At 66.2% G+C, this 26,543-nt stretch carries 21 protein-coding genes and 1 pseudogene; 10 read left to right on the forward strand and 12 right to left on the reverse strand.

Features of this window, described 5'->3' with window-relative positions; all coding sequences use genetic code 11:
* Window positions 1-24: 24 nt before the first annotated feature.
* Window positions 25-822, reverse strand: a complete 798-nt coding sequence (locus F7Q96_RS02335) for an aldolase/citrate lyase family protein (RefSeq protein WP_053823961.1) — start codon at window positions 820-822, stop codon at window positions 25-27.
* A 32-nt stretch (window positions 823-854) separates the two neighbouring features.
* Window positions 855-1,838, reverse strand: coding sequence for a Bug family tripartite tricarboxylate transporter substrate binding protein (locus tag F7Q96_RS02340; RefSeq protein ID WP_151021981.1), 984 nt, complete (start codon window positions 1,836-1,838; stop codon window positions 855-857).
* Between F7Q96_RS02340 and F7Q96_RS02345 the strand changes: the two genes are divergently transcribed.
* Entirely contained in the window at window positions 1,810-3,087 is a 1,278-nt protein-coding gene (locus tag F7Q96_RS02345) for a LacI family DNA-binding transcriptional regulator (protein WP_170265869.1), read from the forward strand. The two genes, F7Q96_RS02340 and F7Q96_RS02345, sit on opposite strands and share 29 nt — an antisense overlap.
* A 21-nt stretch (window positions 3,088-3,108) precedes the next feature.
* Here F7Q96_RS02345 and F7Q96_RS02350 read toward each other — a convergent pair whose 3' ends face one another.
* The 3 genes and pseudogenes from F7Q96_RS02350 to F7Q96_RS02360 form a co-directional block, all read right to left on the reverse strand.
* Window positions 3,109-3,573, reverse strand: a complete 465-nt coding sequence (locus F7Q96_RS02350; protein WP_053823959.1) for a Rid family hydrolase — start codon at window positions 3,571-3,573, stop codon at window positions 3,109-3,111.
* Window positions 3,574-3,807: 234 nt separating this feature from the next.
* On the reverse strand, window positions 3,808-4,809 hold the full coding sequence (locus F7Q96_RS02355; RefSeq protein WP_053823958.1) for a Bug family tripartite tricarboxylate transporter substrate binding protein: 1,002 nt from the start codon (window positions 4,807-4,809) through the stop codon (window positions 3,808-3,810).
* 74 nt (window positions 4,810-4,883) lie between these two features.
* Window positions 4,884-6,140, reverse strand: a pseudogene (locus F7Q96_RS02360) (amidase); the annotation flags it as partial.
* Between the two features lie 127 nt (window positions 6,141-6,267).
* Between F7Q96_RS02360 and F7Q96_RS02365 the strand changes: the two are divergent.
* The 7 genes from F7Q96_RS02365 to F7Q96_RS02395 all read left to right on the forward strand — a co-directional run bounded on the left by F7Q96_RS02365 (window position 6,268) and on the right by F7Q96_RS02395 (window position 13,241).
* Window positions 6,268-7,191 (forward strand): LysR substrate-binding domain-containing protein, encoded by a 924-nt coding sequence (locus F7Q96_RS02365; protein ID WP_053823956.1) that lies wholly within the window; start codon window positions 6,268-6,270, stop codon window positions 7,189-7,191.
* 136 nt (window positions 7,192-7,327) lie between these two features.
* On the forward strand, window positions 7,328-7,864 hold the full coding sequence (locus F7Q96_RS02370; RefSeq protein ID WP_053823955.1) for a DUF4142 domain-containing protein: 537 nt from the start codon (window positions 7,328-7,330) through the stop codon (window positions 7,862-7,864).
* Window positions 7,865-7,905: 41 nt separating this feature from the next.
* A complete protein-coding gene (locus F7Q96_RS02375) occupies window positions 7,906-8,199 on the forward strand; it encodes a cupredoxin domain-containing protein (protein ID WP_053823954.1) in 294 nt (97 codons plus the stop codon).
* Window positions 8,196-8,906, forward strand: coding sequence for an RNA polymerase sigma factor (locus tag F7Q96_RS02380; protein WP_053823953.1), 711 nt, complete (start codon window positions 8,196-8,198; stop codon window positions 8,904-8,906). The genes F7Q96_RS02375 and F7Q96_RS02380 overlap by 4 nt, the downstream gene beginning before the upstream one ends.
* A gap of 63 nt (window positions 8,907-8,969) precedes the next feature.
* On the forward strand, window positions 8,970-10,478 hold the full coding sequence (locus F7Q96_RS02385; protein ID WP_053823952.1) for an FAD-dependent oxidoreductase: 1,509 nt from the start codon (window positions 8,970-8,972) through the stop codon (window positions 10,476-10,478).
* A 138-nt stretch (window positions 10,479-10,616) separates the two neighbouring features.
* Window positions 10,617-11,615, forward strand: coding sequence for a Bug family tripartite tricarboxylate transporter substrate binding protein (locus tag F7Q96_RS02390; RefSeq protein WP_151021985.1), 999 nt, complete (start codon window positions 10,617-10,619; stop codon window positions 11,613-11,615).
* A gap of 150 nt (window positions 11,616-11,765) precedes the next feature.
* Window positions 11,766-13,241, forward strand: a complete 1,476-nt coding sequence (locus F7Q96_RS02395; RefSeq protein ID WP_053824631.1) for a sensor domain-containing diguanylate cyclase — start codon at window positions 11,766-11,768, stop codon at window positions 13,239-13,241.
* 31 nt (window positions 13,242-13,272) lie between these two features.
* On the opposite strand, the gene F7Q96_RS02400 is transcribed toward F7Q96_RS02395, so the two are convergent.
* Window positions 13,273-15,417, reverse strand: coding sequence for a phosphocholine-specific phospholipase C (locus F7Q96_RS02400; RefSeq protein WP_053823951.1), 2,145 nt, complete (start codon window positions 15,415-15,417; stop codon window positions 13,273-13,275).
* A 520-nt stretch (window positions 15,418-15,937) separates the two neighbouring features.
* Between F7Q96_RS02400 and F7Q96_RS02405 the strand changes: the two genes are divergently transcribed.
* On the forward strand, window positions 15,938-18,172 hold the full coding sequence (locus F7Q96_RS02405; protein ID WP_053823950.1) for a phosphocholine-specific phospholipase C: 2,235 nt from the start codon (window positions 15,938-15,940) through the stop codon (window positions 18,170-18,172).
* Window positions 18,173-18,234: 62 nt separating this feature from the next.
* Here F7Q96_RS02405 and pip read toward each other — a convergent pair whose 3' ends face one another.
* The 4 genes from pip to F7Q96_RS02425 all read right to left on the reverse strand — a co-directional run bounded on the left by pip (window position 18,235) and on the right by F7Q96_RS02425 (window position 21,941).
* Window positions 18,235-19,191 carry a prolyl aminopeptidase gene (pip, locus tag F7Q96_RS02410; protein WP_053823949.1) on the reverse strand — a complete coding sequence of 319 codons (957 nt, stop codon included), beginning with the start codon at window positions 19,189-19,191 and terminating at the stop codon, window positions 18,235-18,237.
* Between the two features lie 67 nt (window positions 19,192-19,258).
* On the reverse strand, window positions 19,259-20,113 hold the full coding sequence (locus F7Q96_RS02415) for a DUF2182 domain-containing protein (protein WP_212762833.1): 855 nt from the start codon (window positions 20,111-20,113) through the stop codon (window positions 19,259-19,261).
* Window positions 20,085-20,711: a DUF1326 domain-containing protein gene (locus F7Q96_RS02420; protein ID WP_082371748.1), complete on the reverse strand. Its 627-nt coding sequence runs from the start codon at window positions 20,709-20,711 to the stop codon at window positions 20,085-20,087. Before F7Q96_RS02420 ends, F7Q96_RS02415 begins: the two co-directional genes overlap by 29 nt.
* A gap of 258 nt (window positions 20,712-20,969) precedes the next feature.
* On the reverse strand, window positions 20,970-21,941 hold the full coding sequence (locus tag F7Q96_RS02425; protein WP_053823947.1) for a Bug family tripartite tricarboxylate transporter substrate binding protein: 972 nt from the start codon (window positions 21,939-21,941) through the stop codon (window positions 20,970-20,972).
* Between the two features lie 404 nt (window positions 21,942-22,345).
* On the opposite strand from F7Q96_RS02425, the gene F7Q96_RS02430 reads away from it, so the two are divergent.
* Window positions 22,346-23,497, forward strand: coding sequence for an Rpn family recombination-promoting nuclease/putative transposase (locus F7Q96_RS02430; RefSeq protein WP_082371747.1), 1,152 nt, complete (start codon window positions 22,346-22,348; stop codon window positions 23,495-23,497).
* A 123-nt stretch (window positions 23,498-23,620) separates the two neighbouring features.
* On the opposite strand, the gene F7Q96_RS02435 is transcribed toward F7Q96_RS02430, so the two are convergent.
* Both F7Q96_RS02435 and F7Q96_RS02440 read right to left on the reverse strand, forming a co-directional pair.
* Window positions 23,621-25,390 carry a tannase/feruloyl esterase family alpha/beta hydrolase gene (locus F7Q96_RS02435; RefSeq protein ID WP_082371746.1) on the reverse strand — a complete coding sequence of 590 codons (1,770 nt, stop codon included), beginning with the start codon at window positions 25,388-25,390 and terminating at the stop codon, window positions 23,621-23,623.
* Between the two features lie 191 nt (window positions 25,391-25,581).
* Window positions 25,582-26,466: a metal-dependent hydrolase gene (locus F7Q96_RS02440; RefSeq protein WP_053823945.1), complete on the reverse strand. Its 885-nt coding sequence runs from the start codon at window positions 26,464-26,466 to the stop codon at window positions 25,582-25,584.
* Window positions 26,467-26,543 lie beyond the last annotated feature (77 nt).

Genomic DNA, 26,543 nt, shown 5'->3' on the forward strand with positions numbered 1-26,543 from the left:
ATTCCTCCGGTTTGCAGCGCGCGTTCAGTACGACGCGTTGGCCGCGCCGGGGCCGCGGCCAAAACGCTTGGCCAGATCATCGGCGCTCTTGCGCAGCAGTACCTGGTCGGTACCCACCGCGACGAACAGCGCGCCCAGGTCGAGGCACTCCTGCGCACGCTTCTCGTCGAGCATCAGGATGCCGGGGGCCTTGCCGCAGGCCCGGATGCGGCGGATGGCCGCGTCGATGGCCGCGCGTACACGCGGGTGGTTCAGCTCGCCGGGCACGCCCATGCTGGCCGACAGGTCCGCAGGCCCGATGAAGATGCCATCGATGCCGTCCACGGCGGCGATCTCTTCGAGCCGTTCCAGCGCTTCCTCGGTCTCGATCTGGACCAGCACGCAGATCTGCGCGTCTGCATCGCGGACATAGTTGGCATCGCGGCCGAAGCGCGAGGCGCGCACGGTGCCGCCCATGCCCCGCACGCCGCGCGGCGGATAGCGCGTGGCCGCGACCGCGGCGGCCGCTTCTTCCGGCGTCTGCACGAAGGGGAACAGCAGCGACTGCGCGCCGATGTCGAGGTAGCGCTTGACCAGCACCGTGTCGTTCCACGCGGGGCGGACCACCGCCGAAGTCGTGCCGGTACGGCCCGCGTCCACGGCCTGCAGCTGCTGCTGCATCAGCACCGGATCGCTGGCCGTGTGCTCGGTGTCGAGCATCAGCCAATCGAATCCCGAACCGGCGATCAGTTCGGACACATAGGGAAACGGCAGCGTGGACCAGAGGCCGATCTGGGGGCGCTGCTCGTGCAGCGCCTGCTTGAAGTGGTTATGTGAGGGCACGTGTGCTCCGGTATCGGGAAGGATCTGTCGGGTCAGTCGATCTTGACGTTGGCGGCCTTGATCAGCGCGCCCATCGAGGTGTAGTCGGACTTGATGCGGTCGGCAAACTCGGCCGGCGTGGAAGACAGGACCTCGGTGCCCTGGGCCTCCTGCGGGGCGCGGAAGGCCGGGCTCTTCAGAATCTCCACCATCTCCTTGCTCAACCGCTCGACGATCGGCTGCGGCGTACCGGCGCGCACCAGCATGCCGCTCCACGGCACCTGCACCACGCCCGGCGCGCCGGCCTCCTTCATGGTGGGCACATTGGGCAACAGCGGGGCGCGCTTGTTGTCGGCCACCGACAGGATGCGCACCTTGCCTGACTTCTCGTAGGCCAGCACCGCATTCAGGTTGTGGAACATCATCGGAATCTGGCCGCCCAGCACGTCCGTCAGCGCCGCGGGGCCGCCCTTGTAGGGCACGTGGGTCAGCGTGGTGCCGGTCTTCTGCTGGAACAGCACGCCGGTCAGATGCATGGTGTTGCCGTTGCCGGCCGAGCCGTAGTTCAGCGAGCCAGGCGCCGCCTTGGCGGCCGCCACCACGTCGGCGACCGTGCGATACGGCGCGGCGGCGTTGACGACCAGCACGTTGGGCGTCTGATTGGTCAGCGTGATCGGCTGGAAGTCCTTGAGCGGATCGAAGCCGGGCGACTTGTACAGATGCGGATTGACCGCGAGCGTGCTGACCGAGCCGAAGAAGATCGTGTAGCCGTCGGCGGGCTGCTTGGCGACGTAGGCCGCCGCGATGTTGCCGTTGGCACCGGCGCGATTCTCGATGACGACCGGTTGGCCCAGACGCTGGGCCAGCGCCTGCGCGAAGGGGCGGGCGAAGGCATCGGCCGCGCCGCCGGGCGGTTGCGGCACGACCATCACAACGGGGCGCTCGGGCCAGGCGGCGATGGCGGCCGGCGCCGCCGCGACGAGGAGGGGAGCAGCCAGCAAGGGCAGCATGCGGGCCGCGCGGCGGAGGGGATGCATGAGGGTGTCTCCATGGAAAGGGCGATGTCAGCCTCGCCTCGGTCGGGGATGTTACCGGTTACATTTCGGCATCGCTGGCGAAATGAAACCGGTAACATTGCCCGAGTGTATAATCCGCTGCGCCAACTGGTCAACCCATCAACCGATCCTCGGCAGCATGCCCACCGATCCCGGCCCTGTTCCTCCCGCCAAACCCGCCGCCACGCGGTCGCGTGCGTCGCGGCCGAGGTCAGGCACCTATACGGTTCACGACGTCGCCCGGATGGCGGGGGTGTCGTCGGTCACGGTGTCGCGCTACTTCAACGAACCGCAGAAGGTGTCCGAGGCACTGCGCACGCGGCTGGCACAGGTCATCGAGCAAACGGGCTACGTCCCGAACCAGGTGGCGCGGATCCTTGCGACCAATCAGGGAGGCGTGGTCGGAGCCGTGATGCAGAACGTCACCAGCCCGACCTTTGCGGACATGGTGCGCGGCATGATGGATGTGGCGGAGCGCAACGATCTGCAGCTGCTGCTGGCGAACAGCCACTTCTCGCGCGATTCCGAGGCCCGTGCCTTGCGCACCTTTGCAGGGTGGCATCCGCGCGCGCTGATCCTGACACGCGGTGATCATTCGCCGGAGTCCGATGCGCTGTTGGCCAGGCTGAAGGTACCGATCGTCGAGGCATGGGAAGTGCACGCCGGCCGGCCGTTTCACCAGGTCGGGTTCTCCCAGCAGGTAGTCGGACGGATGCTGGCTGAACATTTCGTTGGCCAAGGCGCGCTGCGCATCCGCTTCGTGCTCAACGGCGCCGTCGAAGACGGCCGTGCCACGCGGCGCAGCGAGGGCTACGCACAGGCGATGCACGACGCCGGGCTCGTGCCCGATGTCTGGCGTGCGCGAGCGAGCGACGACGTCGGGGCGGCGCGCGAAGCGATGGCCGCGCTGGCGGCCATGCCGCCCGGCAGACGTCCGCGGGCGGTGATCTTTGCCAACGACAATATGGCGATTACCGCCATTCTGTGCGCGCATTCCCATGGCCTGGCCATACCTGGGGATCTGGCGGTGGCGGGATTTGGCGATGCGCCGCTGGCGGCGGTGACCACGCCTTCGCTGACCACGGTGCGCCCCGATCCTTATGCGATCGGCAGCCGCGCCATGGAAATCGTCGTGGCCTCGCTGCATGCCAGCACGGCGTCGGCCGGCCCGCAAGTGCAAGAGATCGCCTGCGACCTCGTGATCCGGGAAAGCAGCCGCGTCGTGCGCTAGCGCGGCAGCCTTTGGGCAGGGCTATCGAGGCGCAAATGCGGTGGCCTTGATTTCGACCAGTCCGCCCTCGGGGTTCAAGTCCGCGACGGCCAATTCCACCGCGACCGGATACGGCGCGGCAAAGAACTCGTCGCGTACGCGGCCGATCGCCGCCAGCTGTCCGGCCTTATCCAGCGCGAGGCGTTCGCTGCCGAAGACATGAAACATCTGCAGCTCAACGACATCGTCCAGTTGCGCGCCGCAGGCCAGCAGCAGGCGCTCGATCTGCCGGAAGACCGCACGCAATTCGTCGCAGAACGCTGCCTCGTCCATCGGCTCGGCATGCCGGTTGCAGGCGACCACGCCAGACAGATAAACGAAGTCGCCGACGCGCCGGGCGGGAGCATAGTGGAACTGCGCGACGTCGGCCTCGAGCTCGGGCGGAATGGCCACCATGCCGGTGGCGGTCGGAATCTGGCGGACGTCGGTGCTAACGGGATGGCTCATCGGTATTCGTGGCGGCTAAAAATTTATCGATCGGTACAGAAATTGGCAAAAAAACAACGGGTGTATGAGACCCGTTGCATCGTTGCTTGAGGGGCAACGGCGCTCAGTGGGTTGAGCGCGTGCCGACGAGCATAATTTGTTTTGTACCGGTCAGTCAAATAATGCCGGGGCGCCATTGCTTGTGCCCGCGGCCGGGCACGCGGGATTACGCAGCGGCGCTGCCTGACTCCGCCCTTATTCCGCGCGAATATTCGCCCGCGCCGCGACGGCGCGCATCTCCGGCAGCTCCTTTTCGACCCGGGCCTTGACCGCGGCGGCATTGCCATAGGCCGGCGTCAGCGCCAGCTCGACGAGTCGAGCGCGCGTGGCCGGCGCATTGACGACGTCGGCCAGCGCCTTCTCCAACTTCCGCTGGACCGGCGCCGGCAAGCCCGCCGGTGCGATCAGCGCGAACCACGTGCCCATCTGGAAGCCAGGGTAGCCGCTCTCGGCCACCGTCGGCACCTGCGGCAATGCTGGCAGGCGCAGCGGCGACAGCACCGCAAGCGGGCGGATCCTGCCAGCCTTGATCAGCGGCAGCGTCGCGACCACGGTATCGACTGCGACTTGCACCTGGCCCCCGGCTAGTGCCGTCAGATTGGGCGCACTGCCGTTGAAGGGCACATGGACCATGCGGATGCCGGTGGCGGACTTCAGCATCTCGCCGCCGAAATGCACCGACGAACCGGTGCCGAACGAGCCGTAGGAGAACTTGTCCGGATCGGCCTTCGCCTGCGTGACGAGATCCTTCAGCGAATGCAGCGACGTATCCGGGTTGGCGACCAGCACCAGGCTCATATCGGCGACCAGACCCAGCGGCGTGAAGCTCTTGACCGGGTCGTAGGCGAGACTTGGGCGGATCGCCGGGTTCAGCGTCAGCGTGGTGCTGGCCGCGAGCAGCAGGGTGTAGCCATCGGGCGCGGCCTTGGCGACCTGGGTGGCGCCGATCACCGTGCTGGCGCCCGGCTTGTTTTCGACGACCACGGTTTGACCGAGCTTCTCGCCCAGGCCCACCGCCAGCAGACGCCCGAGCACATCGGTCGCGCCGCCGGCGGCAAACGGCACCACCAGACGGATTGGGCGCTCCGGATACGTCTGCGCCGTGGCTGGCGCCATGGTGGTCGCCAGGACGGCGATCAGGCCGGTGCATGCGAGGAAGAATCGCTTGTGGGGCAGCTTCGGGGGCATTGCGGTCATCAAGGGCACTCCTGCCAGCAGTGGTGAAGTTCGAATTCGTCGGGCGGCTGTGGGATCGCCGGAGGTGGCGGGGCTCAACCCAGCCAGGGACTGCGCACCCGCGAGAAACCGCCCGCAAGGTCGTAGGCATGGCCCAGCTGCAGCACGGCGGCATCGGTCTGCGCGGGGCCGATGATCTGGATGCCGGCGGGCAGGCCGTTCGGTCCGAAGCCGGCCGGTGCGGCCAGGGCGGGCAGCCCGGCCATCGTCGCCGGCACCACGGTCTGCATCCAGCGGTGATAGGTGTCCATGTCGCGGCCGTCGATGGCTTGCGGCCAGTCCCATTCGGCGTCGAACGGAAACACCTGCGCGGCGGGCAGCACCAGATAGTCGTAACGCTCGAACAGGTGGACCAGCGCCTGATACCAGGCACTGCGCACGCACATCGCTTCGTAGACGCGCGGGCTCGGCAGCGCCATGCCGCGCTCGATTTCCCATGCAGCCTCGGGTTTGAGCAGCGCGCGCTTCGCACGGTCGTGCCACAGCGCGGCATTGGCGCCGGCCACCGAGAAGCTGCGCAGATCGATCCAGGCGTGCCACAGCGTTTCCAGATCGAATGCCGGCAGCGCGGGCTCGACCGTGCAGCCCAGCGTGCGGAAATGGTCCAGCGCGCGGGCGCAGGTATCGAGCAAGCCCGGATCGGTCGGCAGTTGGCCGTTCATATCGCCCAGCCAACCGATGCGCACGCCGCTCCAATCGCGCTCCGGCGGCAGCGCAAAACTGCCCGGCGGCTCGCAGCGGCGCGTCAGCGGTAAGCGGGCATCGAAACCCGCCTGCACCGACAGCAACAGGGCCAGATCCGGCACGTTGCGCGCCATCGGACCGGCCACGCTGAATTGCTGGAAGAAGACTTCATCGGTCGGACCGTGCGGCACCAGGCCGAACGACGTGCGCAACCCATAGACATGATTGAACGCTGCCGGCGTGCGCAGCGACCCCATCATGTCCGAGCCGTCCGCCACCGGCAGCATGCGCAGCGCGACGGCGACCGCCGCGCCGCCGCTGCTGCCGCCCGCGGAGCGCGACGGGTCGAAGGCATTGCGCGTGGTGCCGTAGACCGGGTTGTAGGTATGACCGCCCAGGCCGAATTCGGGGGAATTGGTGCGCCCGACAAACAGCGCGCCGGCTTCACGCATGCGCGCGAAGATCGCGGCATCGGTCTGCGTGACCTGGCCGGCGAAGATCGGCGAGCCCTTGGTGGTGACCATGCCCGCGGCCGGGCTGATGTCCTTTGGCGCCTGCGGGAAGCCATGCAGGGGGCCGCGGCTTTGTCCGCGGGCGAGCTCGGCATTGTCTCCTTCGTGGATTCGTCAAAGCATACGGGCCGGGCAGGCTTTCGCACAATCGACGATTATTTCAAATATCCTTGCGTAAAACGCAAACCAGACCTGGAAACCTTCCCGCCGGAGACCCGAACCGATGCTGTCGCACCGCCTGCAGGACACCTCGCTGCGCTATTTCCTCGAAGTGGTCCGCAGCGGCTCGCTGACCGAAGCCGCCCAGCGGCTCAATGTCACGGTATCGGCGGTCAGCCGCCAGGTGGCCTCGCTCGAGGCGCTGCTGGGCGTGCCGCTGTTCGATCGCCGCCCGCGCGGCATGGTGGCCAGTGCGGCTGGGGAATTACTGGCCGCCTACGCATTGCGCGGCGCTCTGGAAGCCGACCGTGTCGTCTCGGAAATCGCCGCGCTGCAGGGCCTGCGGCGCGGACGTGTACGCATTGCCAGTTCGGCTGGATTTGCCATCGACTTCCTGCCGCGATGCATTGCCGAATTCCGCGAGCGCTATCCGGGCCTGCATTTCCATGTACGCGTGGCACCGCCCGCTGAAGTCACCGGCATCGTGCTGCATGGCGACGCCGATATCGGCATTACTTATAGCCGCGCAGGCGAGCAGGGCATCCGCGTCGAGCATCGGCAGCCGGCACCGGTGATCGCCATCATGCGCCCGGACCATCCGCTCGCTCGCTTTCGCAGCGTGACGCTGGCCCAGATGCAGCCGTATCCGTTGGCATTGCCGGAGGCCGACAACACGGTGCGCCAGCTGTTCGACATCGCCGCCGGCGAACGCGGCATCGTGTTCGAGCCGGTGCTGGTCACCAATCATTTCGAGACGCTGACCAGCTTTGTGCTGCATGGCGGCGGGTTATCGATTTCGGGTGCGGTGACGGTGGGAGACCGGCTGCGTCGTGGGGAGCTGCACGCTGCCGTGATACGGGAGCGCGGGATGAAGGGACGTTCGATCGAACTGCAGACCTTGGCGGGGCGGACGTTGCCGGAGGGGGTGAGGGGATTTTTGGGGTTTGTGCGGGAGAGGCTGGGGGCGGAGGCCGGGGCAGTGGGATGATCGGGAGTGCGTCTCGATGGTGGCGCTTTCCCCCGGAACGCCGCCTGCCCTCGTGACATCCATCTCCATGAAAGGACCCGATCGCCCACGCCTTCCGGCGGCGGCCACCGGATCCACTTGATGGAGGAGCGATGCCATGAAACACGTGCTGACAGCCCTATCCCTGTGCTGCGCTGCGGCAATCGCATGGGCACAGGCACCCAACGACGCCCAAATCGCCGCCATTGTCGTCACGGCAAACCAGGTCGACATCGACGCCGGCGAACTGGCCCGAACGAAGGCGAAGTCGAAGGAGGTGAGGCAGTTCGCCGACCTGATGGTCACCGACCACTCCAGCGTCAACCAGTCCGCAATGGACCTGGCCAGGAAGCTCGACCTCACGCCCGAAGACAACCCGACCGCCCAGACCCTGAAGCGTGGAGGGGAAGCAAACATCGCCAAACTGAAGGGGCTCAAGGGTGAGGCGTTCGACCGGGCCTATGTCGATCAGGAGGTCGACTACCACCAGGCCGTGCTCAATGCCCTGGACAAGACCCTGGTGCCGAACGCCAGCAATGCCGAGCTGAAGGCGCTGCTGGTCAAGGTACGGCCTGCCTTCGTTGCGCATCTGGAGCATGCGAAGCAGTTGCAAGCCTCGCTGCCCAAGGGCAAGACTGGCGCCAGGAACAAGTAGCCATGATTCGCAGCCGGGGGACCATCCTGGGATCGCTGCTGATGGCGGCGATCCTTGGCGGCACGGAAGTCGGCGCGGCGACCTATATTGTCACCATCGAGGGCATGGAATTCCGTCCTTCGACATTGGTGCTGCACCGCGGCGATCGCGTCGTCTGGGTCAATCAGGATCTCGTGCCGCATACCGCGACCGCGTCGGACGGCAAGGGCTTCGATTCCGGCCATATCGCGCCCGGTGCGTCATGGGAGCATGTGGTGCAGGGCCAAGGATCGCTGCCTTATGTCTGCACGCTCCATCCGACCATGCAGGCGGTGCTTGAGGTTCGCAAGCGATGATCCCTTCCAGTGCAACGGCGCTCGCCACCGGCAATCCTTATCACGATGACCAGGAGCTTGCCCGGCGTATCGCGGCGGGCGATCGTTCGGCGTTCGAGTTGCTGATCCGGCGGAACAACAGGCGCCTGTATCGTCTGGCGCGGGCCGCGCTGCGCGACGACGCGGAAGCCGAGGACGCCTTGCAGGAGGCTTATCTCTCGGCCTATCGCGCGATCGGCGAATTCCGCGGCGATGCGGCGCTGGCGACCTGGCTGTCGCGGCTGGTACTGAATCAATGTCTCGGTCGATTGCGCCGGCACGCGCGCCGCGAGAAGGTGATTCCGATGGTGGCTTCATCGGGGGATGACGCTATGGAGCACGACTATCCCGCACCCGACGACGATGCGCCCGAGCGGGCGTTCGCGCGTACCGAGTTGCGCGGATTGATCGAGCGTCAGCTGGACCGCTTGCCGAAGGCGTTTCGTCTCGTATTCGTGATGCGGGAAGTCGAGGAAATGAGCGTGGAGGAGACCGCGCAGTGTCTCGACATTCCGGAGGCAACCGTCCGCAGCCGGCATTTCCGTGCACGAAGCCTGCTGCGGGAGGCGCTGGCTCGCGAGGTCGATCTGGCCGGCCGCGATCTGTACGAATTCGGTGGCGTGCGCTGCGATCGGATCGTGCAGGGGGTGATGGCACGGTTGGACCGCGAGAACGCTGGCAAGGGATGAAAGGATCGCCAAAGTAGCCCACGTGCCAGACAACGCCATCAACAACGCCGCAAGGAACTCGACATGACCACCTCCCTCTGGCGCGGCACGACCAACCCGACAGGATGTCCGATGCTGGTCGAGGACATCCAGACCGATATCGCGATCGTCGGTGGCGGCATTACTGGCGTCAGCCTCGCCTGGCGTCTCGTGCAGGCGGGGCGCAGCGTGGTGCTGCTGGAAGCGAATGCCCTGGGCGTCGGCGATACCGGCAATTCCACCGGCAACCTCTATGCGACGGTCAGCAGCGGGTTGCGCGCCATTCGGCAGAAGTGGGGCGACGACGTAGTACGGCAGGTCGCCCAGTCGCGCGGCGAGGCGGTCGATTGGATCGAAGAACACGTTCATCGCCTCGGCATCGATTGCGCGTTTCGGCGTTGCCCTTTGGTTCGCTATCCGGCGTCGGCCGATGCGCGCGACGGGATCGAGGCCGAGTTCGAGGCGTCGCTGGCCGCCGGCCTAGCAATTCGGAGGGAGGGCGTCTTGCCTCCGGGCTTGCCGCATGCCCACGGCGATGCGCTGGTGCTGGAGCAGCAGGCGCAATTCCATCCGCTTGCCTATGTGCTCGCGCTGGCCCGGCATGCCGCCGACAATGGCTGCCGCATCTTCGAGCGCTCGCCGGTGATCGAGCTGGACCGCTCGCAACAGCTGCTGCGAACGGAGCGCGGCAGCGTCAAGGCCCAGCACATCGTTCTGGCCACGCATTCGCCGAGCGGCTTTCATCTGATGCAGGCCGGCATGGTGCCGCATCGCGAGTATGGATTGGCTGCGCCATTGAACGGCGACTCGTTTCCCGCGGGGATTTTCTACGCCGAAGGCAGCGAGCGCTTGTCGGTGCGCGGTCTTGATACCACGCAGGGCAACTATCTCGTATGCGTCGGCCAGACGGCCAAGACCGGTCAGCATGACGCGGCCGCCGCCATGGCCAGGCTCGAAGAATCGGCAAGGCTGCGCCTCGGCATTCGCCAAATTGCCTTTCGCTGGTCCGCGCAGAACTTCCCGTCGCCGGACGGGCTGCCCTATATCGGCAAGGACGCGTTTGGCTGCTACGTGGCCACCGGTTTCGCGACCGACGGCCTGACCTACGGCACGCTGGCCGCGGCCATCATCGCTGACCGGATTCTCGGGGCCGACAACCGCTGGAGCGAGCTTTACAGGGCAACGCGGCTGACCGCCGTGAAATCGGCGAAGGGCACCGCCGAGGAAGTGGTCAGCATGGGCAAGGCGCTGATCCAGGACTATCTGACGCGCCGCCAGCACGAACAGTTGCAGAGCCTCGCACCGGGAAGCGCAGCGATTGCCGAGCTGGAAGGGGAACGCGTCGCGGCCTATCGCGATCCCGCTGGACGGTTGTTCGCGGTATCGCCCGTCTGCACGCACATGAAATGCATCGTCCATTGGAACGCGGTCGAGGCAAGCTGGGACTGCCCATGCCACGGCAGCCGTTTCGCGCCCGATGGCAGCGTGCTGTCCGGCCCGGCGCTGGCACCGCTGACCATCAAGCTGGTACCGGACCAGGAAAGCGGTACCTGAGCCGACGCCGCCGTGGCTCAATCGCCGTCGTTCTGCTCTGCGGAAAATGGCGGAAAACCCCAACATGTCGCGGCCTGGAACAGCCATTAAGATGAACCGGCAGCAGCGGACTTCAAAACGACAGCCGGAGACATCAGCATGGATCGACGACAGTTCCTCGGTGCGGCGGCTTGTGCCACCGCAGCGCTGGCGGCAAGTGGTCTGGCGCCACAGGCATGGGCCGCCGATTGGCCGAGCCGGCCGATCCGTCTGGTGGTCGCCTATCCGCCGGGCGGCGGTACCGACGTGGTGGCGCGCCTGTTCGCCGACTACTTCACCAAGGTCATCGGCCAGTCCGTGGTCGTGGAGAACAAGCCAGGCGGCGCGACGATCCCTGCCACGCAGGACGTGATTCGCGCGAAGAACGATGGCCATACGCTGCTGGTGACGCTGGGCTCGTCGGCGACCTCCGGGGCGCATATCAACCGCGTGCCCTACGACCCGCTGACCGATCTGACCGCATTGGCGGAGTTGGGCAAGGCCCCGGTCGTGATGGTCGCGAACAAGGACGCGCCATTCTCGTCGCTGAAGGAGCTGGTCGCCTGGTCCAAGGCCAACCCCGGCAAACCGCTGCATTCGGCCTCGTACGGCCCGGGCACCTCGTCGCACTTCGGGCCGCTGCTGTTCAATCGGCTGTCCGGCACCCATATCGAGCCGGTGCTGTACAAGGGCTCGGCGCCGGCCACGCAGGATCTGGTCGGCGGCGTGGTGCCGCTGATGATCGACGGGCTGACCACGGGCGTGCCGCTGTATCAAGCCGGCAAGACCAAGGTGCTGGCCACCACGATTCCGGAACGTTCCGAACTGGCTCCCGGTGCGCCGACGTTCCGGGAACTCGGCTTCCCCGAGATGGAGCAGCTGAGCGGCTATTTCGCGCTGTTCGGTCCCAAGGCGATGCCCAAGGAGACCGTGGAAGCGGTATCGGCCGCGGTGCGCAAGGTGTTGGCCGATCCGGCCTATCACAAGCGCCTGGCGGGCGTCGGCGTATTGCCGCCGCAGGCCGTCACGCCGGACGCCTTTGCCACGCAGATCAAGACCGATCATGCCCGCTGGGGCAAGTTCATCAAGGACATCGGCTTCAAGATCGAGGGAACCTAGGCGCCAGCGCCAGCTCCCGTACCATCGCGGGATTTCCCATCCGGGGCCCGGTGCCCTATGCTACGGGCTTTGCGTGGCCTGCCGGCGCAGCGGCAGGGCCATCCGGCCCGCCGCGGGCGCCACGCCAGCCAGGAATCAGAGGACCCCGCCTTGAAGGCCGATAGCACCGCGTCGACCGTCGACGACTACCAAAACCTGTTCGATCTCGCGCCAGTCTCGTTGTGGCTGGAAGACTATAGCGACCTGAAACGGCATCTGGACGGCCTGCGCGCCGCGGGCATCGTCGACCTGCGTGCCCATCTGCACGGTCATCCTGACGAGGTCGCCCGTTGTTCGTCCCTGATGCGGATCGTCCATGTCAATCGCCGCACGCTGGAGCTGTACGGCGCCCGCGATCTCGCCGACCTCGTCGGCAATCTGGACAAGGTGTTCCGCGACGACATGTTCGAGCAGCATGTCGAAGAACTGGTGCAGCTGTGGGAAGGCAAGGGAACCTTCTCGGGCCAGTCGGTCAACTACACGCTCGATGGCCAGCGTCTCGATATCCAGCTGTCCGGCCGCGTGCTGCCCGGCCACGAGCAGCACTGGGATCGAGTGCTGCTGTCGATCGACGACATCACGCAACGCCAGCGTGCCGAACGCGAATTGCGCAATAGCCGGCAATACGCGGTCGGGCTGTTCGAGCATTCCCCGGTGTCGCTGTGGGTCGAGGACTTCAGTGCAGTAAAGGTGCTGCTCGATGAGGTCCGGGCGGCCGGCATCACCGATTTCCGGACATTCCTGAATGTGCATCCCGATTTCGTCGCGCGCTGCATGCAGGAAATCCGCGTGATCGACGTCAACCAGCAGACGCTGCTGATGTTCAGCGCGCCGTCGAAAGCGGTGCTGTATTCCCGCCTGGGCGACGTTTTTCGGGACGACATGCATCAGCATTTCGCCGAGCAGCTGGTCGACTTGTGGAACGAGAAGCTGTGGCAGCAGCGCGAGATCGTCAACTATGCGCTGGACGGCCGTCAGGTCGATGTGTACATGCAGTGGTCGGTGTTCCCGGGCCATGAGGCGGAATGGGATCAGGTGCTGGTATCGCTGACCGATATCACCGCGCGCAAGAAGGCTGAGGCCTATGTCGAGTTTCTCGGCAAGCACGACGTGCTGACCAAGCTGTACAACCGCGCCTACTACGAGGACGAGCTGGCCCGATTGGGCCGCAAGGGCCCGTGGCCGGTCAGCGTGATCGCGGTCGATCTGAACGGGCTCAAGCAGGTCAATGACAACTTCGGCCATGCCGATGGCGATGCGCTGCTGCGGCGCGCGGGCGAGGTCCTGAAGAAGGCTGTCGGCGACGGCTTCTGCGTGGCCCGTGTCGGCGGGGACGAGTTCATGGTCCTGCTGCCGGACCGCGACGAGCATGCCGCGGCCTCGGTCGTCGCGCAGATCCAGCAGGTCGTCGAGCTGAACAACCAGTTCTATCCCGGGGCGGCACTGAACTTCGCCATCGGCGCGGCTACCTGTGCGGTCGGCGAGCGCCTGACCGACACGGTCAAGCAGGCCGACGCACGCATGTACGCCGCCAAGCGGGCCTACTACGAAAAGCTGCGGGCGGAACGCGAGCGCCGCCTCGGCTGAAGCGGGCGCAAGCCCTCAAGCGTTCAAGCCATCAGTCGCGTTCGCCCATCGCCGGGTCGGACACCAGGTCCTTGCCCGTTTCGATGCGTCCGGCGAAACGGCGGCGGAAGCTGCCCTGCTGGGTGGTCACCGTGAAGTCGTACCAATTGCCCTGCGATCCGACCGGCCAGTGCTGGTCCAGCTGCTTGCCGGGGGGCACCTCGAAGGTCCACGGACCGTCGTCGCGATAGGCGTTCGGCACCACGGTGAAGGTGCAGGCACTGGCGCCGGCATTGATCATCGTCAGATAGACCGCCGCGTTGGCGATGTCGTAGCAGACACGGATCTCCGGTGCGCTGGCGCCCGCGGTGCCCAGCGTGCTGACGTCGCCGCGGAAGCTGCGGTGAAATCCATTGGGCCCGAGCACGAACAGGTCGTAGCGGCCCTCGTCGCTGGCAAAGACGTCGTAGCGGCCATCGAGCTGCTTGCCCGGTTCGACGGCATAGCGGCGCGGCACGCGGTCCAGATGCAGGCGGTCGTAGACGTGAAACACCGCGGTGGCGGTTCCCGTATTGCTGAACAGCAGCCACATCGCGCGGCCGCTGGCGTCTTCGCGGCCGCTGACATGCAGTTCGTACGGCAGCGCGCGCGACGGCCGCGTTCCGGTTGCCTGCGCGGGCAACTGCTGCGCGCTCGTCGCGGGCAGCGGCACCTGCGGCAGCTGGCTCTGCGCGGTGCGGATCGCGTCCGCACTGGTCTTGTCCCGAGTCGGCAGCGACGGCAGCGTCTCGGTATTCGGATTGACGAAGTTGAACGCCGAGGTCAGGTCGCCCGCGATTGCGCGGCGGTACGCGCTGATATTCGGCTCCATCACGCCGAAGCGAGCCTCGAGGAAGCGCAGCACCGAGGTGTGGTCGAACACCTGCGAATTGACCCAGCCGCCGCGGCTCCACGGCGATACCACGTACATCGGCACGCGCGGGCCCGGGCCATAGGGATTGCCGTCGGTGTGATATTCGCCGTCGGTCGCCACCGTCGACGCGCCGGCCAGCGTGCCGTTGTCGAAAGCGGGCGCACATGGCGGCGGCAGGTGGTCGAAGAAGCCGTCGTTCTCGTCGAAGTTGATCAGCAGCACCGTGCGGCTCCAGACCTCCGGATTGGCCGTCAGCGCGTTGAGCACCTCCTGCGTATACCAGGCGCCCTGCACCGGGCTCGACGGTCCCGGGTGTTCGGAGTAGGTGGCCGGCGCCACGATCCACGACACCTGCGGCAGCGTTCCCGCCGCGATATCGTCCTTCAGCGCCTGCAGAAAGCCGCCGTCGGGCATCGTGTTGCCGATGCCCTTGATCAGCGGGCTGATCGATTCGTCGGCCGGCGTGTACGGCGGATACGGACTGCCATTCGGCTGGTTCCCCCGCGCCGCGTTGGCGTCGCGGTATTGCTTGAAGCCGGCCAGCGGGTTGTCGGTGAAGTTGTCCGGCAGGTTCTGATAGACCTTCCAGCTGACGCCGGCCGCCTGCAGCCGTTCCGGATAGGTGGTCCAGCGGTAGCTGATGCTCGTTGCATCGAGCGAATCGCCGCGGTTGTCGATGACAGGGCCGCCCATCGCGCCGGTCGGATCGTTGGTCCCGGTCCAGTGGAACAGGCGGTTCGGATTGGTGCCGCCGTGGAACGAGCAGTAGTACGCGTCGCAGATCGTGAAGGCGTTGGCCAGCGCGTACTGGAAGTCGAGTTCGGCTTCGGTATAGAAGCCCATCGAATGCGGTTCCTTGTACGTCGGCCACTGGTTCATGCGGCCCAGGTCCCAGGCGTCCTGCGCATCGGGATAGCTGTGCGGCGTGCCGCTGACGCGCTGCGCATTGCCGGCGCTGCTGTCCAGGTGGTAGGGCAGCACGATGCGGCTGACGCCGTTCTCGGTATAGGTCTGCTCGAACACGTTGCGTCCGCCGGCCAGCGGAATCGGAAAGCGGTCGCCAAAGCCGCGCACACCCTTCATCGTGCCGAAGTAGTTGTCGAACGAGCGGTTCTCCTGCATCAGGATCACGACGTGTTCGACATCGCGGATCGTGCCGGTGGCGTTGTTGGCGGGAATGGCCAGGGCGCGGCGAATCGCAGGCGGGAATGCGGCCAGCGTGGCGGCAGCGGCGGCGCCGGTGCTGGCGATCTTCAGGAATTGACGACGGCTGTTCGATGGCATGGCGAAAGGCGGCTGGGATGACGGGATGGTACCGGCAGGGCGGCGATCGGGAAACCATGGGCGCCGGCGCCCGCGTTCAGCGGGACGCCGGACAGCCGAAGCCGGCACCGTACCGGAGCGCGATGTCAGCGCCATGACGTCGGGATGACAGCCGCCACTTCACAACTTGTGCGGGAGTTCGGGCTCGGGTCACAGTGCCGTCATGCATCGGCACTAGGCTGGCGGGATTTTCCGGAGCGGCACGCCTGTCGATCCGGAATCTTTCCCATCCTTCTTCCACGCCAGCGAAGGTCCCAATGCAAGCCCTGAGAATGACGAGAGCGCTGTTGGCCGTTCTTCTGACCACTGCCGTGCTGACAGCCTGCGGCGGCGACGACGACAAGCCGGGCGAAACGCCCAAGCCGCCGGAGACACCGAAGCCGGAACTGCGCTGCGCGCCCTGAGCGAACGCCCGCACTCCGTCAACCGGCGTACCTTGCGCCATCGCGCGCTCTGCCTCCTACCACAACAACGAACAGAAATGACCTCTCGCCGCAGATTCCTGCAGGCGAGCGCGGCTGCCGGTTTTTCGGCCGCCGCGCTGGCCGCCTTTCCTCCGAGCATCCGCCGCGCGCTGGCCATTCCGGCCAACAACGCCACCGGCACCATCATGGACGTGCAGCACGTGGTGATCCTGATGCAGGAGAACCGCTCGTTCGACCACTACTTCGGCACGCTCAGCGGCGTGCGCGGATTCGGCGATCGCATCACGATTCCGATGCCAAACGGCCGCAAGGTCTGGCAGCAGGAACGCGCCAACGGCACGGTGATCACCCCCTACCATCTGGATGGCACCGCCAATAACGCGCAGCGCGTCGCCGGCACGCCACACTCGTGGAAGGACAGCCAGGAAGCGTGGGACCACGGCCGCATGTCACGCTGGCCGGTAGCCAAGACCGACACGTCGATGGGGTATTACAAGGAACAGGAGATCCCGTTCCAGTTTGCGCTGGCCAACGCGTTCACGATTTGCGACGCCTATCACTGCTCGATGCATACCGGCACCGACGCGAACCGGTCGTTCCATTTGACCGGCACCAACGGCCCGGTGCCGCAGAACGTCGCCTTCGTCAACAACGAGTGGGATGCGATCAACGGCATTCCGTCGGACGCGAACATCGGCTACACGTGGAAGACCTATGCCGAGCGGCTGGAAGAGGCCGGCATCAGCTGGATCAGCTACCAGAACATGCCGGACGAGTGGGGCGACAACATGCTCGGCGCCTTCCAGAGCTTCCGCCGCGCCAATCTGGCATCGGGCTTTCCGGTGTCGAGCGGCGGCGCCCCGGGCGCGCCGTACAACGATACGGGCCAGCCGCTGCCGTATCACGCCTACGATGCGGCGACCGACAACGCCAACAACCCGCTGTACAAGGGCGTCGCCAACACGCTGCCGGGAAGCCAGCCGGACCAGTATCTTGATGCCTTCAAGCGCGACGTGCGCGAAGGCAAGCTGCCGCAGGTGTCGTGGATCAACGCGCCGTCGATCTACTGCGAGCATCCGGGGCCGTCGAGCCCGGTGCAAGGCTCGTGGTTCCTGCAGGAAGTCCTCGATGCGCTGACGGCCAACCCCGAGGTCTGGAGCAAGACGGTCCTGATCGTCAATTTCGACGAGAACGACGGCTATTTCGATCACGTGCCGTCGCCGTCGGCGCCGTCCCGCAATCCGGACAACACGTACGCCGGCAAGACGACGCTGAGCGAGGAGCAACTGGCGCCGGAGTATTTCACGCAGCCGCCGCCGCAGGGCAGCACCAGCCAGCCGGCGCCGGATGGCCGTGTCTATGGGCCGGGCCCGCGCGTGCCGCTTTACGTGATCTCGCCGTGGAGCCGCGGCGGCTGGGTCAATTCGCAGGTGTTCGACCACACCTCGGTGCTGCGCTTCCTCGAAGCCCGCTTCGGCGTGCAGGAGCCGAACATCAGCCCGTTCAGGCGCGCCGTCTGCGGCGACCTGACCAGCGCGTTCAATTTCAAGACGCCCAATTCGGAAGCGCTGCCGACGCTGGCCGGCCGCACCACGCGCGACGCCGCCGACGCGCTGCGCGCCGCGCAGCAGCGGCTGCCGGCCGTGCCGGTGCCGCGCGACATGGCGCTGCCGCTGCAGGCACCGGGCACGCGTCCTTCGCGCGCGCTTCCCTACGAGCTGCATACCAGCGCGCGGTGCCAGGCGTCCGGCCAGGTCGAACTGCTGTTCTCGAATACCGGGACGCAGGCCGCCGTGTTCCACGTCTACGACGGCCACAAGCTCGACCGCATTCCACGCCGCTATATGGTCGAGGCCGGCAAGACGCTGTCCGATACCTGGAACGCCGCGTCCGACAATTTCGGCCGCTACGATCTGTGGGTGCTGGGCCCCAACGGCTATCACCGGCACTTCAAGGGCGATCTGAACCGGCTGGGCGGTACGCAGGCCGCGCCCGAGATCCGCGTCTGCTACGACATCGCCAATGGCGATGTCTACGTGGACCTGCTCAATCCGGGCGCCGCCGCTTGCCAGTTCGCCATCACGCCGCTGGCCTATCGCGCCGACGGCCCATGGCAAGTGGATGTTGCCGCGGGCGGCACGGCATCGCGTCACTGGTCGCTGGCCGACAGCGGCCAGTGGTACGACTTCGCGGTGACATGCAGCAGCGATCCGGCCTTCTATCGCCGCTTTGCCGGCCGGGTGGAAACCGGGCGGCATACGGTCAGCGATCCGGCGATGGGGGAGGTGTGACGGCGGGGTAGTGGCAAAACCGCCAGGCAGGCGCGGCGGGTTACGACGACCGCGGCTGCCTGCTACCGCTCCGCTGCAAAGCGATCCGTTGCCGCAATCAGCCGATCAAGAATGCCCGGCTCCGTCCATGCATGCCCGGCACCCTCGACCAGATGAAAGTCCGCCCGCGGCCAGGCCTGGTGCAACGCATAGGCGTAGCGCGCCGGGCACGGCATGTCGTAGCGGCCGTGCACGATGACGCCGGGGATGTTGGCCAGCCGGTGCGCGTCGCGCAGCAGCTGCCCTTCTTCCAGCCAGCAGCGGTGCGTGAAGTAGTGGTTCTCCAGCCGGGCAAATGCCAGCGCGAAATGGCCATCGTCGTGCTTGGCGGCGATCGCCGGATCGGGCAGCAGCGTAATGGTTTCGGCTTCCCACACGCTCCACGCGCGCGCGGCTTCGATCTGCCTGGCCTTGTCGTCGCCGGTCAGCAGCTTGCGGTAGGCCGCCATCATGTTGCCGCGCTCGGCCTCGGGGATCGGCGCCTGGAAGCGTGCCCACTTGTCGGGGAACATTTCGGAGACGCCGTATTGGTAGTACCAGTCCAGTTCGGCCTGCGACACCGTGTAGATGCCGCGCAAGACCAGCTCGCTGACCCGCTCGGGATGTTTCTGCGCGTAGGCCAGCGCCAGCGTCGAGCCCCAGGAGCCGCCGAACACAAGCCAGCGCTCGACGCCGGCCAATGCGCGCAGCCGTTCGATATCGTCGACCAGGTGCCAGGTGGTATTGGCCTCGAGTCCGGCATGCGGGGTCGACCGGCCGCAGCCGCGCTGGTCGAACAGCAATACGTCATAGCGTGAGGGGTCGAACAGGCGCCGATGGTCGGGCGAGATGCCGCCCCCCGGCCCGCCGTGCAGGAACACCGCGGGCTTGGCGCCCGGCGTACCGGCGCGCTCATAGTAGATGACATGGCCGTCGCCGACATCGAGCGTGCCGGTCTCGTAGGGCTCGATTTCTGGGTAGAGGGTGCGCAGTGCGGGCATGGGTGCGGGCTCCGATGTCGAATACCGCAGTGTACCGGCGCCGCATGGCCGAGACAGGGCAAGTCGCTCAGGCGGCAGGTGTCACGGCAAGCCAGATCATCAGCGCGCCGGCCACGATCAGCACGACGCCGGAAAGCCGTGCCAGCTGCAGGCCGGCCGGCCCTGCCTTTTCCAGCAGCACGAGCAGAGCGAGCGCGGCAGCCCAGACCAGCGCCATCACGCCGGTGACGAACAGCACGGCCATCAGCGCCCAGCAGCAGCCCAGGCAAAACGCGCCATGACGGAGACCCATCGTCAGCGCACCGCGCTTGCCGTCGCGCCAGTTCGTCATCAGGAAACCGAGCGGGCTGCGGCAGTGGGTCAGGCAGGCCCGCTTCCATGGCGTCAGCTGGTAGAGTCCCGCCAGGCAGAGGATGGCGCCCGCGGCCACGCGGCTCGATATCGCCATCGCCGGAGACAGCAGCATGGTCTGATGAAGGCCCCATTGCACCAGTGTGATGGCGGCGCTGAAACCGACCCAGACGGCCAGATAGCCAAGCCCGAAGCAGACCACGGCTGCCGGCAGCCTGCGGCCGGGCCGCCGGCGTTGCAGGCCGGCGTAGACCAACATCACTGGCGCGGCGGCCGGCGCCATCATGCCGATCATCATGACCACCCACATCGCCAGGGTGTAAAGCCCGTCCGCGGCCGACCAGTGCATCGGCATCGCCATGCCCATGCCGGCCATCATCGCGGCGTGGTCCGTAGCCGGCGCCATCGAGCGATGCAGATGGAGCAGATAGCCCCACGCCAGCGCGGCGATGACCAGCATGCAACCCCAGACCAGCAGGCGGTCGCGTTGCGGCAGTGCGCCGAAACGTCTGGCGTCGGGCAGCGGCACCGCGCCGGCGGGCTCAGGTTCCCTGCCAGGAGAATGGCGCATATTGGCCATTGTTGCGGCCGCTGTCGTCGTCCCAGACCATGCCGAGCGCGTGGACGTGGCTGCGTGCGGGGCGCGCCAGCGCGACGCGGTCGGCTGCGGGATGGCCGGTGTTGTCCAGATGAATCGGCTCGGTCGCATTCGGGTTGATGCCCATCACGCCTTCGGCGGCCATGTCGACGAGGTTCGGCGCGGTGACCGACCAGCTTCTGGTGTTGCGATCGAAGCGGATCTGCGCCGACTCCACGCCTTCGAAGGTGCCGACCAGTGGGGAGAGCGCCGCCATCGGCCCGCCCGCGGCGCCGCTCGCAATGGCGGTGATCGCATCACGCTGTGATGCATCGGCGCGTTCGTCGACGATCAAGCCGACCGACCAGTTGCCCTTGCCCATCTCCTCCGGCGTCGAGCCCAGCACGATAAAGCCAAGTCCATCCAGCGGGACCTCGCCATAACGGCCCTGCTCGATCTGGAAGCCCATCGCGAAGATGCAGTGGCCCTTGGTGGGCGGTACCGCGAGCTGCCCGGGCAGGCAGGGGCAAATGAAGTCGCAGTTGCAGGTCTCGTAGTACTGACCCCGGATGTTCCAGTTGGGCGTGGCCATGGTTGCCTCCTCGTCTTGCCTCCCGGACCGGTGCCGTACCGCGGCGGATCGGGCGATACGCGGCGTCTCGATTTCGCGAGTCCGGATCACTCGAATATAGGCGAGCAGACGGAGGATGCCGCCAAGGCCCAATAGGTCAGTGTTATTTGCCGAAACGGGGCGAGGAGGGAGGGGAGAGGCGCCGATGCCGCCACCGAAGGCGGCGGCATCGCGTCATGCAGGCATCCGGAAAGACGCCCGGCGAGGCAGAGGTGCTGCTTATTCGACCGTCGCGCCGGATTCCTGCACGATGGTCTTCCACTTCCTGTAGTCCGACTGGACCAGGTCGGCGAACTGCTTCTGGGTCATCACCTTCGGCTCGGCGCCTTGCTCGTGGATGGCCTGGATCATCGCCGGCGTGGCGAGCTGCTTGTTCACTTCGGTCGCCAGCTTGTCGACGACCTCGCGCGGCGTCTTCGCCGGCGCGAAGATGCCATACCACGTGCTGACGTCGACCTGCTTGTAGCCGCTTTCGGCAAGCGTCGGCACATCGGGCAGCGAGGTGCTGCGCGTGGCGGACGTCACGGCCAGCGCGCGCAGCTTGCCGGCCTTGATTTGCGCCATGGCCGACGGCACCGAGGCCACCATCAGATCGACGTTGCCGGCGATCGCATCCATCATCGCGGCGTTCGAGCCCTTGTACGGCACGTGCAGCAGCTTGATGCCCGCGGCCTGGCTGAAGATCTCCGCTGCCAGGTGAATGGTAGTGCCATTGCCCGGCGAGCCGTACTTGATCGAACCGGGCGCACGCTTGGCGGCGGCAACCACGTCGGCGATGTTCTTGAACGGCGAATTGGCCGGCGCGACGATCATGATCGGCGTATAGGCGACGTGGGTCACTGCCACCAAGTCCTTGGTCGGATCGTACTTGACCGTCTTGTAGAGCCACGGGGCCACGATCAGGTTGTCCTTCTGGCCCATCACCAGCTCATAGCCATTGGGCGTCGCCCGTACGGCTTCGGCAATGCCGATGGTGCCGCCCGCGCCCGGACGGTTGTCCGGTACCACGGTCCATTTGGCGCTCTGGGTCAGCTGATTGGCGACCAGGCGGGACAGGATGTCGGTGCCGCCGCCCGGGGGGAATGGAATCACCAGTCGAATCGGCTTCGAAGGCCAGGCGGGGTCGGCCTGGGCCGGGGCGACCGCGGCCATGCCGCAGACCGCCAGAAGGGCGAGCAACGCCTTCTTCATCGTTTGTCTCCTGTTCTGGATTGTCCCGAACCAGTCGTGCTGCTGGCTTGTCGCGGCCGGATTGCGCCGGTCCCGCTGGGCTGGAGCAAGTCTAGAGGGCGGGAGTGGGGCGGGCGAAGTCATATTTTCAGAGACCAGATATGCGTTTTAAAAATAGCGGAGGTTACCACTAACCGAGATTGGGGGCACAGGAAGGGCCGTACGGGACGCCGATCCAGGGGGCTGCTGGCGGTATGGACAGGGAACCGGTATCGCGCAGGGGCCGCCGCGGGCAGGCGTTCCTGCGCGCACCCTATAGAGGTCCCCGCCTGTTAAATCCGCGGCATTTCAGGCAAGCACCGTAGCCGATTGGCTGGCAACTTATCGGGACGTTGGCCCCCTCCTCAACCTGGCTGTCCTTGCCTATGAACCCCTATCTCGACCCCCCCGTTGCCGCCCATCTCGCCCGCTATCCCGTTCGCCCTCCCGCGCGCTGTTTGATGACGCATTCGGGCGGGCATGCCATCGGCGGTTATTCGACCCTGCGCCGATTTCCCGATCCGATATGCCACCGCATAGCCGAACCCGGGGATACGGCAGACGGTGACGCCCCTGCGAAAGGCCGCGACCACGATGGCTCATACAAGCTGGTGTTCTCCTTTCGCGAAGTCGTGCGCGACCTGATACATGGTTTCATCGACGAGTCCTGGCTGCACGCGCTGGACTGGAATTCCCTTGAGCCGGTACCCGGACACTATGTGTCGGACCGCCTTCGTTACGGCATCAACGATGTGGTTCGGCGAATCGACGTCGCCGGGCAGGAGCAGCCGCTCTACTTGCTGATTGAATTTCAAAGTCGAGTCGATGCCGACATGGCGGCACGCATGCTCGCCTATGTCGGCATGTTCTACCGCGATGCGAGCCGTCGACCCAGCCGTCCACATGGCCGTCGGCGCGGTCCACGGTATCCGGCGGTGCTGCCGATCGTGTTCTACAACGGCAACCGACCATGGCAAGCGGATACGGAAATCGCGGCGATGATTTGCCCACTGCCGCCGTCCATGGCGAGTCACCAGCCGCGCCTGAACTATTTCCTGATCGACCGTACCCGCTACACGGATGCCGACCTGGCGGGGAAGCGAAATTTGGTGGCAGTGCTGATGCGGTTGGAACGGGCCCAGAACATCGAAGCGATGCTCGAACCATTGCGGCTGGCGAGAGAATTGACGGCACACAATGCCGCCCTCGACGAGGCAATGACAGCCTGGTTCGCTGCTCTGACACCGAATGCGTTGCGTTTAACTGAAGTACATAACCTGATGGAGTTGGAAATGGACATGACGGCAAAGTTTTACCGCTGGGCGCGGGAGTATGCGCAGAAGGAGGTCGAGCAGGGGATCGAGAAGGGGGTTCACATGGGTCACGCCAAAGCTTTGGCAAAGCTCCTGCGGCATCGTTTCGGCCCATTGTCCACACATGTCCTCGCCCAGTTGGACGCCGCTTCAACGGATCAGCTGGAGGTCTGGCAGGACAGAACCCTGGAGGCGGAGTGCCTGGACGACGTTTTTCGCCCCTGACGCATGCAATCGGGGGCAGGTCGGACTTGTAAAGCAAGACTAGCCACCGGCCCGGCCTCGCTGTTACCCGAGGCCGGGCCTCCGGAGCACGAGGCCGTTCGTAACAGACGCTCGCGCTATTTGCTATTGCGTGACGCAGCTGAAGCTGCCGGCCATGTTGATGTCACCGCCTCCCTTGTACCGCGGCCAGCTCGGATACGGGCAAAGCGGGCGCGTGCGTCCCGGCACACCGACCGTGTCGGCGACCACCTGCGGGGGCGGTTCGGCACCTTTCTCTACCCAGTTTTCCAGCGCGGTCAGCGAATCCCAGGCCGCGTTGAACACCGTGCTGGCGGCGTGGCCATAGCCCGGGATTTCATAGTAGCGCATGAACTGCCCGACCCGGTCCGCGCCCATGGTGGTGCGCACGCGCTCGTAGTACTGGGCCGTCGCGCGCGAGCTGACCAGCACGTCGGCATTGCCATGGGCCATCAGGATCTTGCCGCCCTTGGCGGCGAATGCGCTCAGGTCCGTCTTGTTGATGTCCTGCAGCGCGGTCAGTTCGCTGACGCGAGACTGCCAGGGGCCCGGGTTCTCCGGATCCAGCGACAGCGAGTTGAAGTTCGGGTCGCGCGTGACGAAGAAGCGGACCCACTGGTCCCAGAACACCGCGAAATACGGCGCCGTGGCAGACATCGGCGTCGCGGGCGGGTCGAGATTGAGCGCGAGCGCGATCACCGTCGCTTGCACGGGCGACGGCCCCGACATGCCAAAGTCCGCTCCCCATACGTTGAAGCCCGGGTACTGCGTCTCGCCGCTGCCCAGCGGATACGCGAACTGGATCGGCGCGTTGTAGACCTTTAGCGCCGCGATCTGCGGATCGGACAGGCAGTTGTCGCCGGTGTCGCCCCCGCCCGTGCAGCGCAGCGGGGCGCCGTTCAGGGTCGCCGTCGCCGGATCGAAGGTGGCGTTGCACGCCGCGACATTGCTGATGAGGCCATCCTGCACGCCGTCGAGCGTATCGCAGGCCTGCAGTGAGGCGTCAAAGAGTGCGCGACGTTTGGCGGCATTGGGATAGGCCCCTGGCTGCGCGAGCGCCCGCGTGATGCGCCCAAACGCCAGATCCAATGTCGCAGCGTTCCACGCGGGATAGAGCACGATGGCACCGTTCCAATCGTCGGGCCAGCGCTGGACCACGGCGAGCGCTTCGCGGCCACCGGTGGAGCCTCCCGCAAAGTACGCCTTGCGCGGTCCTTCGGTCGCGTAGCGAGCCTTGATCAAGTGCAGCGCTGTGTCGCGGGTCTTCTTCAACGCATCGCTGGCGAAATTGCGCAAGGCCTCGTCATTGACGCCGAACGAGCCATCCCGGCTGCCCAGCGCGCCGGCCTGATGGCCGGAGTCGCTGGCGAAGGTGGCATAGCCGCGCCCCAGCGGCGTGGGCTGGTCGGCGGGGCCGGCCGGCACATTGCCTTGCGCCGCCGGAATCGTGCCGTTGTAGCCGCCGCCACCGAACATCATGATCTTGTTGTTCCAGTTGGCCGGAAGATTCAACTGGAAGCGGATATTCGGCGCATTGGGGTCGACCGGCCGGATATGGCCCAACACCCGGCAATACTCGCCGGTAGCCTGCGCGCCGCTGCCGCCGGCCGGCACCACGGTCGCCTCGGTGACCACTGCACCAGAAGTGGGCAGTCCGATTGCCGTGGCCGGTACTTCGACGGTCGCCATTTCGGCGCAGGTCTTGGGCTTGGCGGCACTGGGTGGTGGCTTGTGTTCGTGATCGTCGCCCCCGCAGGCGGAAAGGGTCAGGACGATGCCGGCCAGCAGCGCGCCAGAGGCGGCGCGGATCGGATAGTCAGCGTGGCGGGTGCTGCGGTCCTGGTCCGGCGGATTGTCCGTGTTGGTATCTTGCATGCTTTGTCTCCATGTCGATATTCCGCCTTGGCCTTGGACCGGCACTTGTGAAGGCTGTCAGGCCGCGCAAGGGGGCGGCCAATCGACCATAGGAGGCGCAGCGCGATGCGTCAATCACGGAGATGGCTGATAGCCGGCAACGCGGCTGCCATCGGATCGCGGGGACAATGCAGGCGGAGAGCGCCGGCCCCTCAGAAGTCGACCTTCTGCCCCGGCTCCGGCACGATGATCCGGGTCGTTTCCGTGGCGCCCAGCGCCGCAGTAAATTCCGCCGGCGTGCCGCGCAACATCGGATTGGTCAGGTAGTGAATCGGCATCGCGTATTTCGGCCGGATCATCTCGCGCACGGCGATCGCCGCCTCGCGCGGTCCCATGGTGAAATGCCCGCCGATTGGAATCAGCACCAGGTCGGGCTTGTAGAGTTCGCCGATCAGGCGCATATCGGCGAACAGGCCGGTATCGCCCATATGCCAGATGCGAAAGCCGTTCTCCATCTCGATGATGTAGCCCACCGGCTCGCCGCCGTAGTGGACCTCGTCCTTGCCCGAACTCGGGTTCTTCCAGACCAGCTCGGACGAGTGCTCGGCATGCACGGCGGTGATCCTGGGACCGTTCGGGCCGAACGGCGTCACCGTGCCGCTTTTGCCGAAGCGCTGCGACAGGTTGGCCGGCACCATGCCGAGGCTGACCAGCGTTTGCCCCATGCCGCCGCCGTTGTAGATCGGGGCGTTATGCATCTTGGCCAATGCCGGGGCGTCGCCCAGGTGGTCGCCGTGCGCGTGCGTGACCAGGATCAGATCGACCTTGCCCAGCGCCTGCAACTGCTTGAAGGGGGCTGGGGTCTTCGGATTCGCAGTCAGCCAGGGATCGATCACGATCACCTTGCCCCCTGGCGTCGTAATGCGCGTGGCGGCTTGGCCAAGCCACAGTACCTCGGTCTTGCCGCCAGACGTCGGGCCGGCGGCGGCTGGTGCCGGCCCCGGTGTGGAAGCGGTGGGCGCAATCGGTGCTTGGCCGGCGCATCCCGCGAGCAGTGTCAGCAGGGCGGCGAGCAGCAGCGGTCGGGCTTGAGGCATGGCTTACTCCTTGCAGCGTGAGCGAAACGGCAAGAACCGAGCAGGCCATTGCCAAAGCCCAGTATTGGCATGCGTAC

The organism is Cupriavidus gilardii (assembly GCF_008801915.1).
Lineage (GTDB): Bacteria > Pseudomonadota > Gammaproteobacteria > Burkholderiales > Burkholderiaceae > Cupriavidus > Cupriavidus gilardii.

Bases quoted from the DNA above. Each gene is read 5' to 3' on its own strand.
- F7Q96_RS02345 (WP_170265869.1), top strand. From the start codon at position 1,810: ATGCGGGCCGCGCGGCGGAGGGGATGCATGAGGGTGTCTCCATGGAAA.
- F7Q96_RS02340 (WP_151021981.1), bottom strand. From the start codon at position 1,838: ATGCATCCCCTCCGCCGCGCGGCCCGCATGCTGCCCTTGCTGGCTGCT.
- F7Q96_RS02350 (WP_053823959.1), bottom strand. From the start codon at position 3,573: ATGAGCCATCCCGTTAGCACCGACGTCCGCCAGATTCCGACCGCCACC.
- F7Q96_RS02355 (WP_053823958.1), bottom strand. From the start codon at position 4,809: ATGACCGCAATGCCCCCGAAGCTGCCCCACAAGCGATTCTTCCTCGCA.
- F7Q96_RS02365 (WP_053823956.1), top strand. From the start codon at position 6,268: ATGCTGTCGCACCGCCTGCAGGACACCTCGCTGCGCTATTTCCTCGAA.
- F7Q96_RS02370 (WP_053823955.1), top strand. From the start codon at position 7,328: ATGAAACACGTGCTGACAGCCCTATCCCTGTGCTGCGCTGCGGCAATC.
- F7Q96_RS02375 (WP_053823954.1), top strand. From the start codon at position 7,906: ATGGCGGCGATCCTTGGCGGCACGGAAGTCGGCGCGGCGACCTATATT.
- F7Q96_RS02380 (WP_053823953.1), top strand. From the start codon at position 8,196: ATGATCCCTTCCAGTGCAACGGCGCTCGCCACCGGCAATCCTTATCAC.
- F7Q96_RS02385 (WP_053823952.1), top strand. From the start codon at position 8,970: ATGACCACCTCCCTCTGGCGCGGCACGACCAACCCGACAGGATGTCCG.
- F7Q96_RS02390 (WP_151021985.1), top strand. From the start codon at position 10,617: ATGGATCGACGACAGTTCCTCGGTGCGGCGGCTTGTGCCACCGCAGCG.
- F7Q96_RS02400 (WP_053823951.1), bottom strand. From the start codon at position 15,417: ATGCCATCGAACAGCCGTCGTCAATTCCTGAAGATCGCCAGCACCGGC.
- F7Q96_RS02405 (WP_053823950.1), top strand. From the start codon at position 15,938: ATGACCTCTCGCCGCAGATTCCTGCAGGCGAGCGCGGCTGCCGGTTTT.
- pip (WP_053823949.1), bottom strand. From the start codon at position 19,191: ATGCCCGCACTGCGCACCCTCTACCCAGAAATCGAGCCCTACGAGACC.
- F7Q96_RS02415 (WP_212762833.1), bottom strand. From the start codon at position 20,113: ATGCGCCATTCTCCTGGCAGGGAACCTGAGCCCGCCGGCGCGGTGCCG.
- F7Q96_RS02420 (WP_082371748.1), bottom strand. From the start codon at position 20,711: ATGGCCACGCCCAACTGGAACATCCGGGGTCAGTACTACGAGACCTGC.
- F7Q96_RS02425 (WP_053823947.1), bottom strand. From the start codon at position 21,941: ATGAAGAAGGCGTTGCTCGCCCTTCTGGCGGTCTGCGGCATGGCCGCG.
- F7Q96_RS02430 (WP_082371747.1), top strand. From the start codon at position 22,346: ATGAACCCCTATCTCGACCCCCCCGTTGCCGCCCATCTCGCCCGCTAT.
- F7Q96_RS02435 (WP_082371746.1), bottom strand. From the start codon at position 25,390: ATGCAAGATACCAACACGGACAATCCGCCGGACCAGGACCGCAGCACC.
- F7Q96_RS02440 (WP_053823945.1), bottom strand. From the start codon at position 26,466: ATGCCTCAAGCCCGACCGCTGCTGCTCGCCGCCCTGCTGACACTGCTC.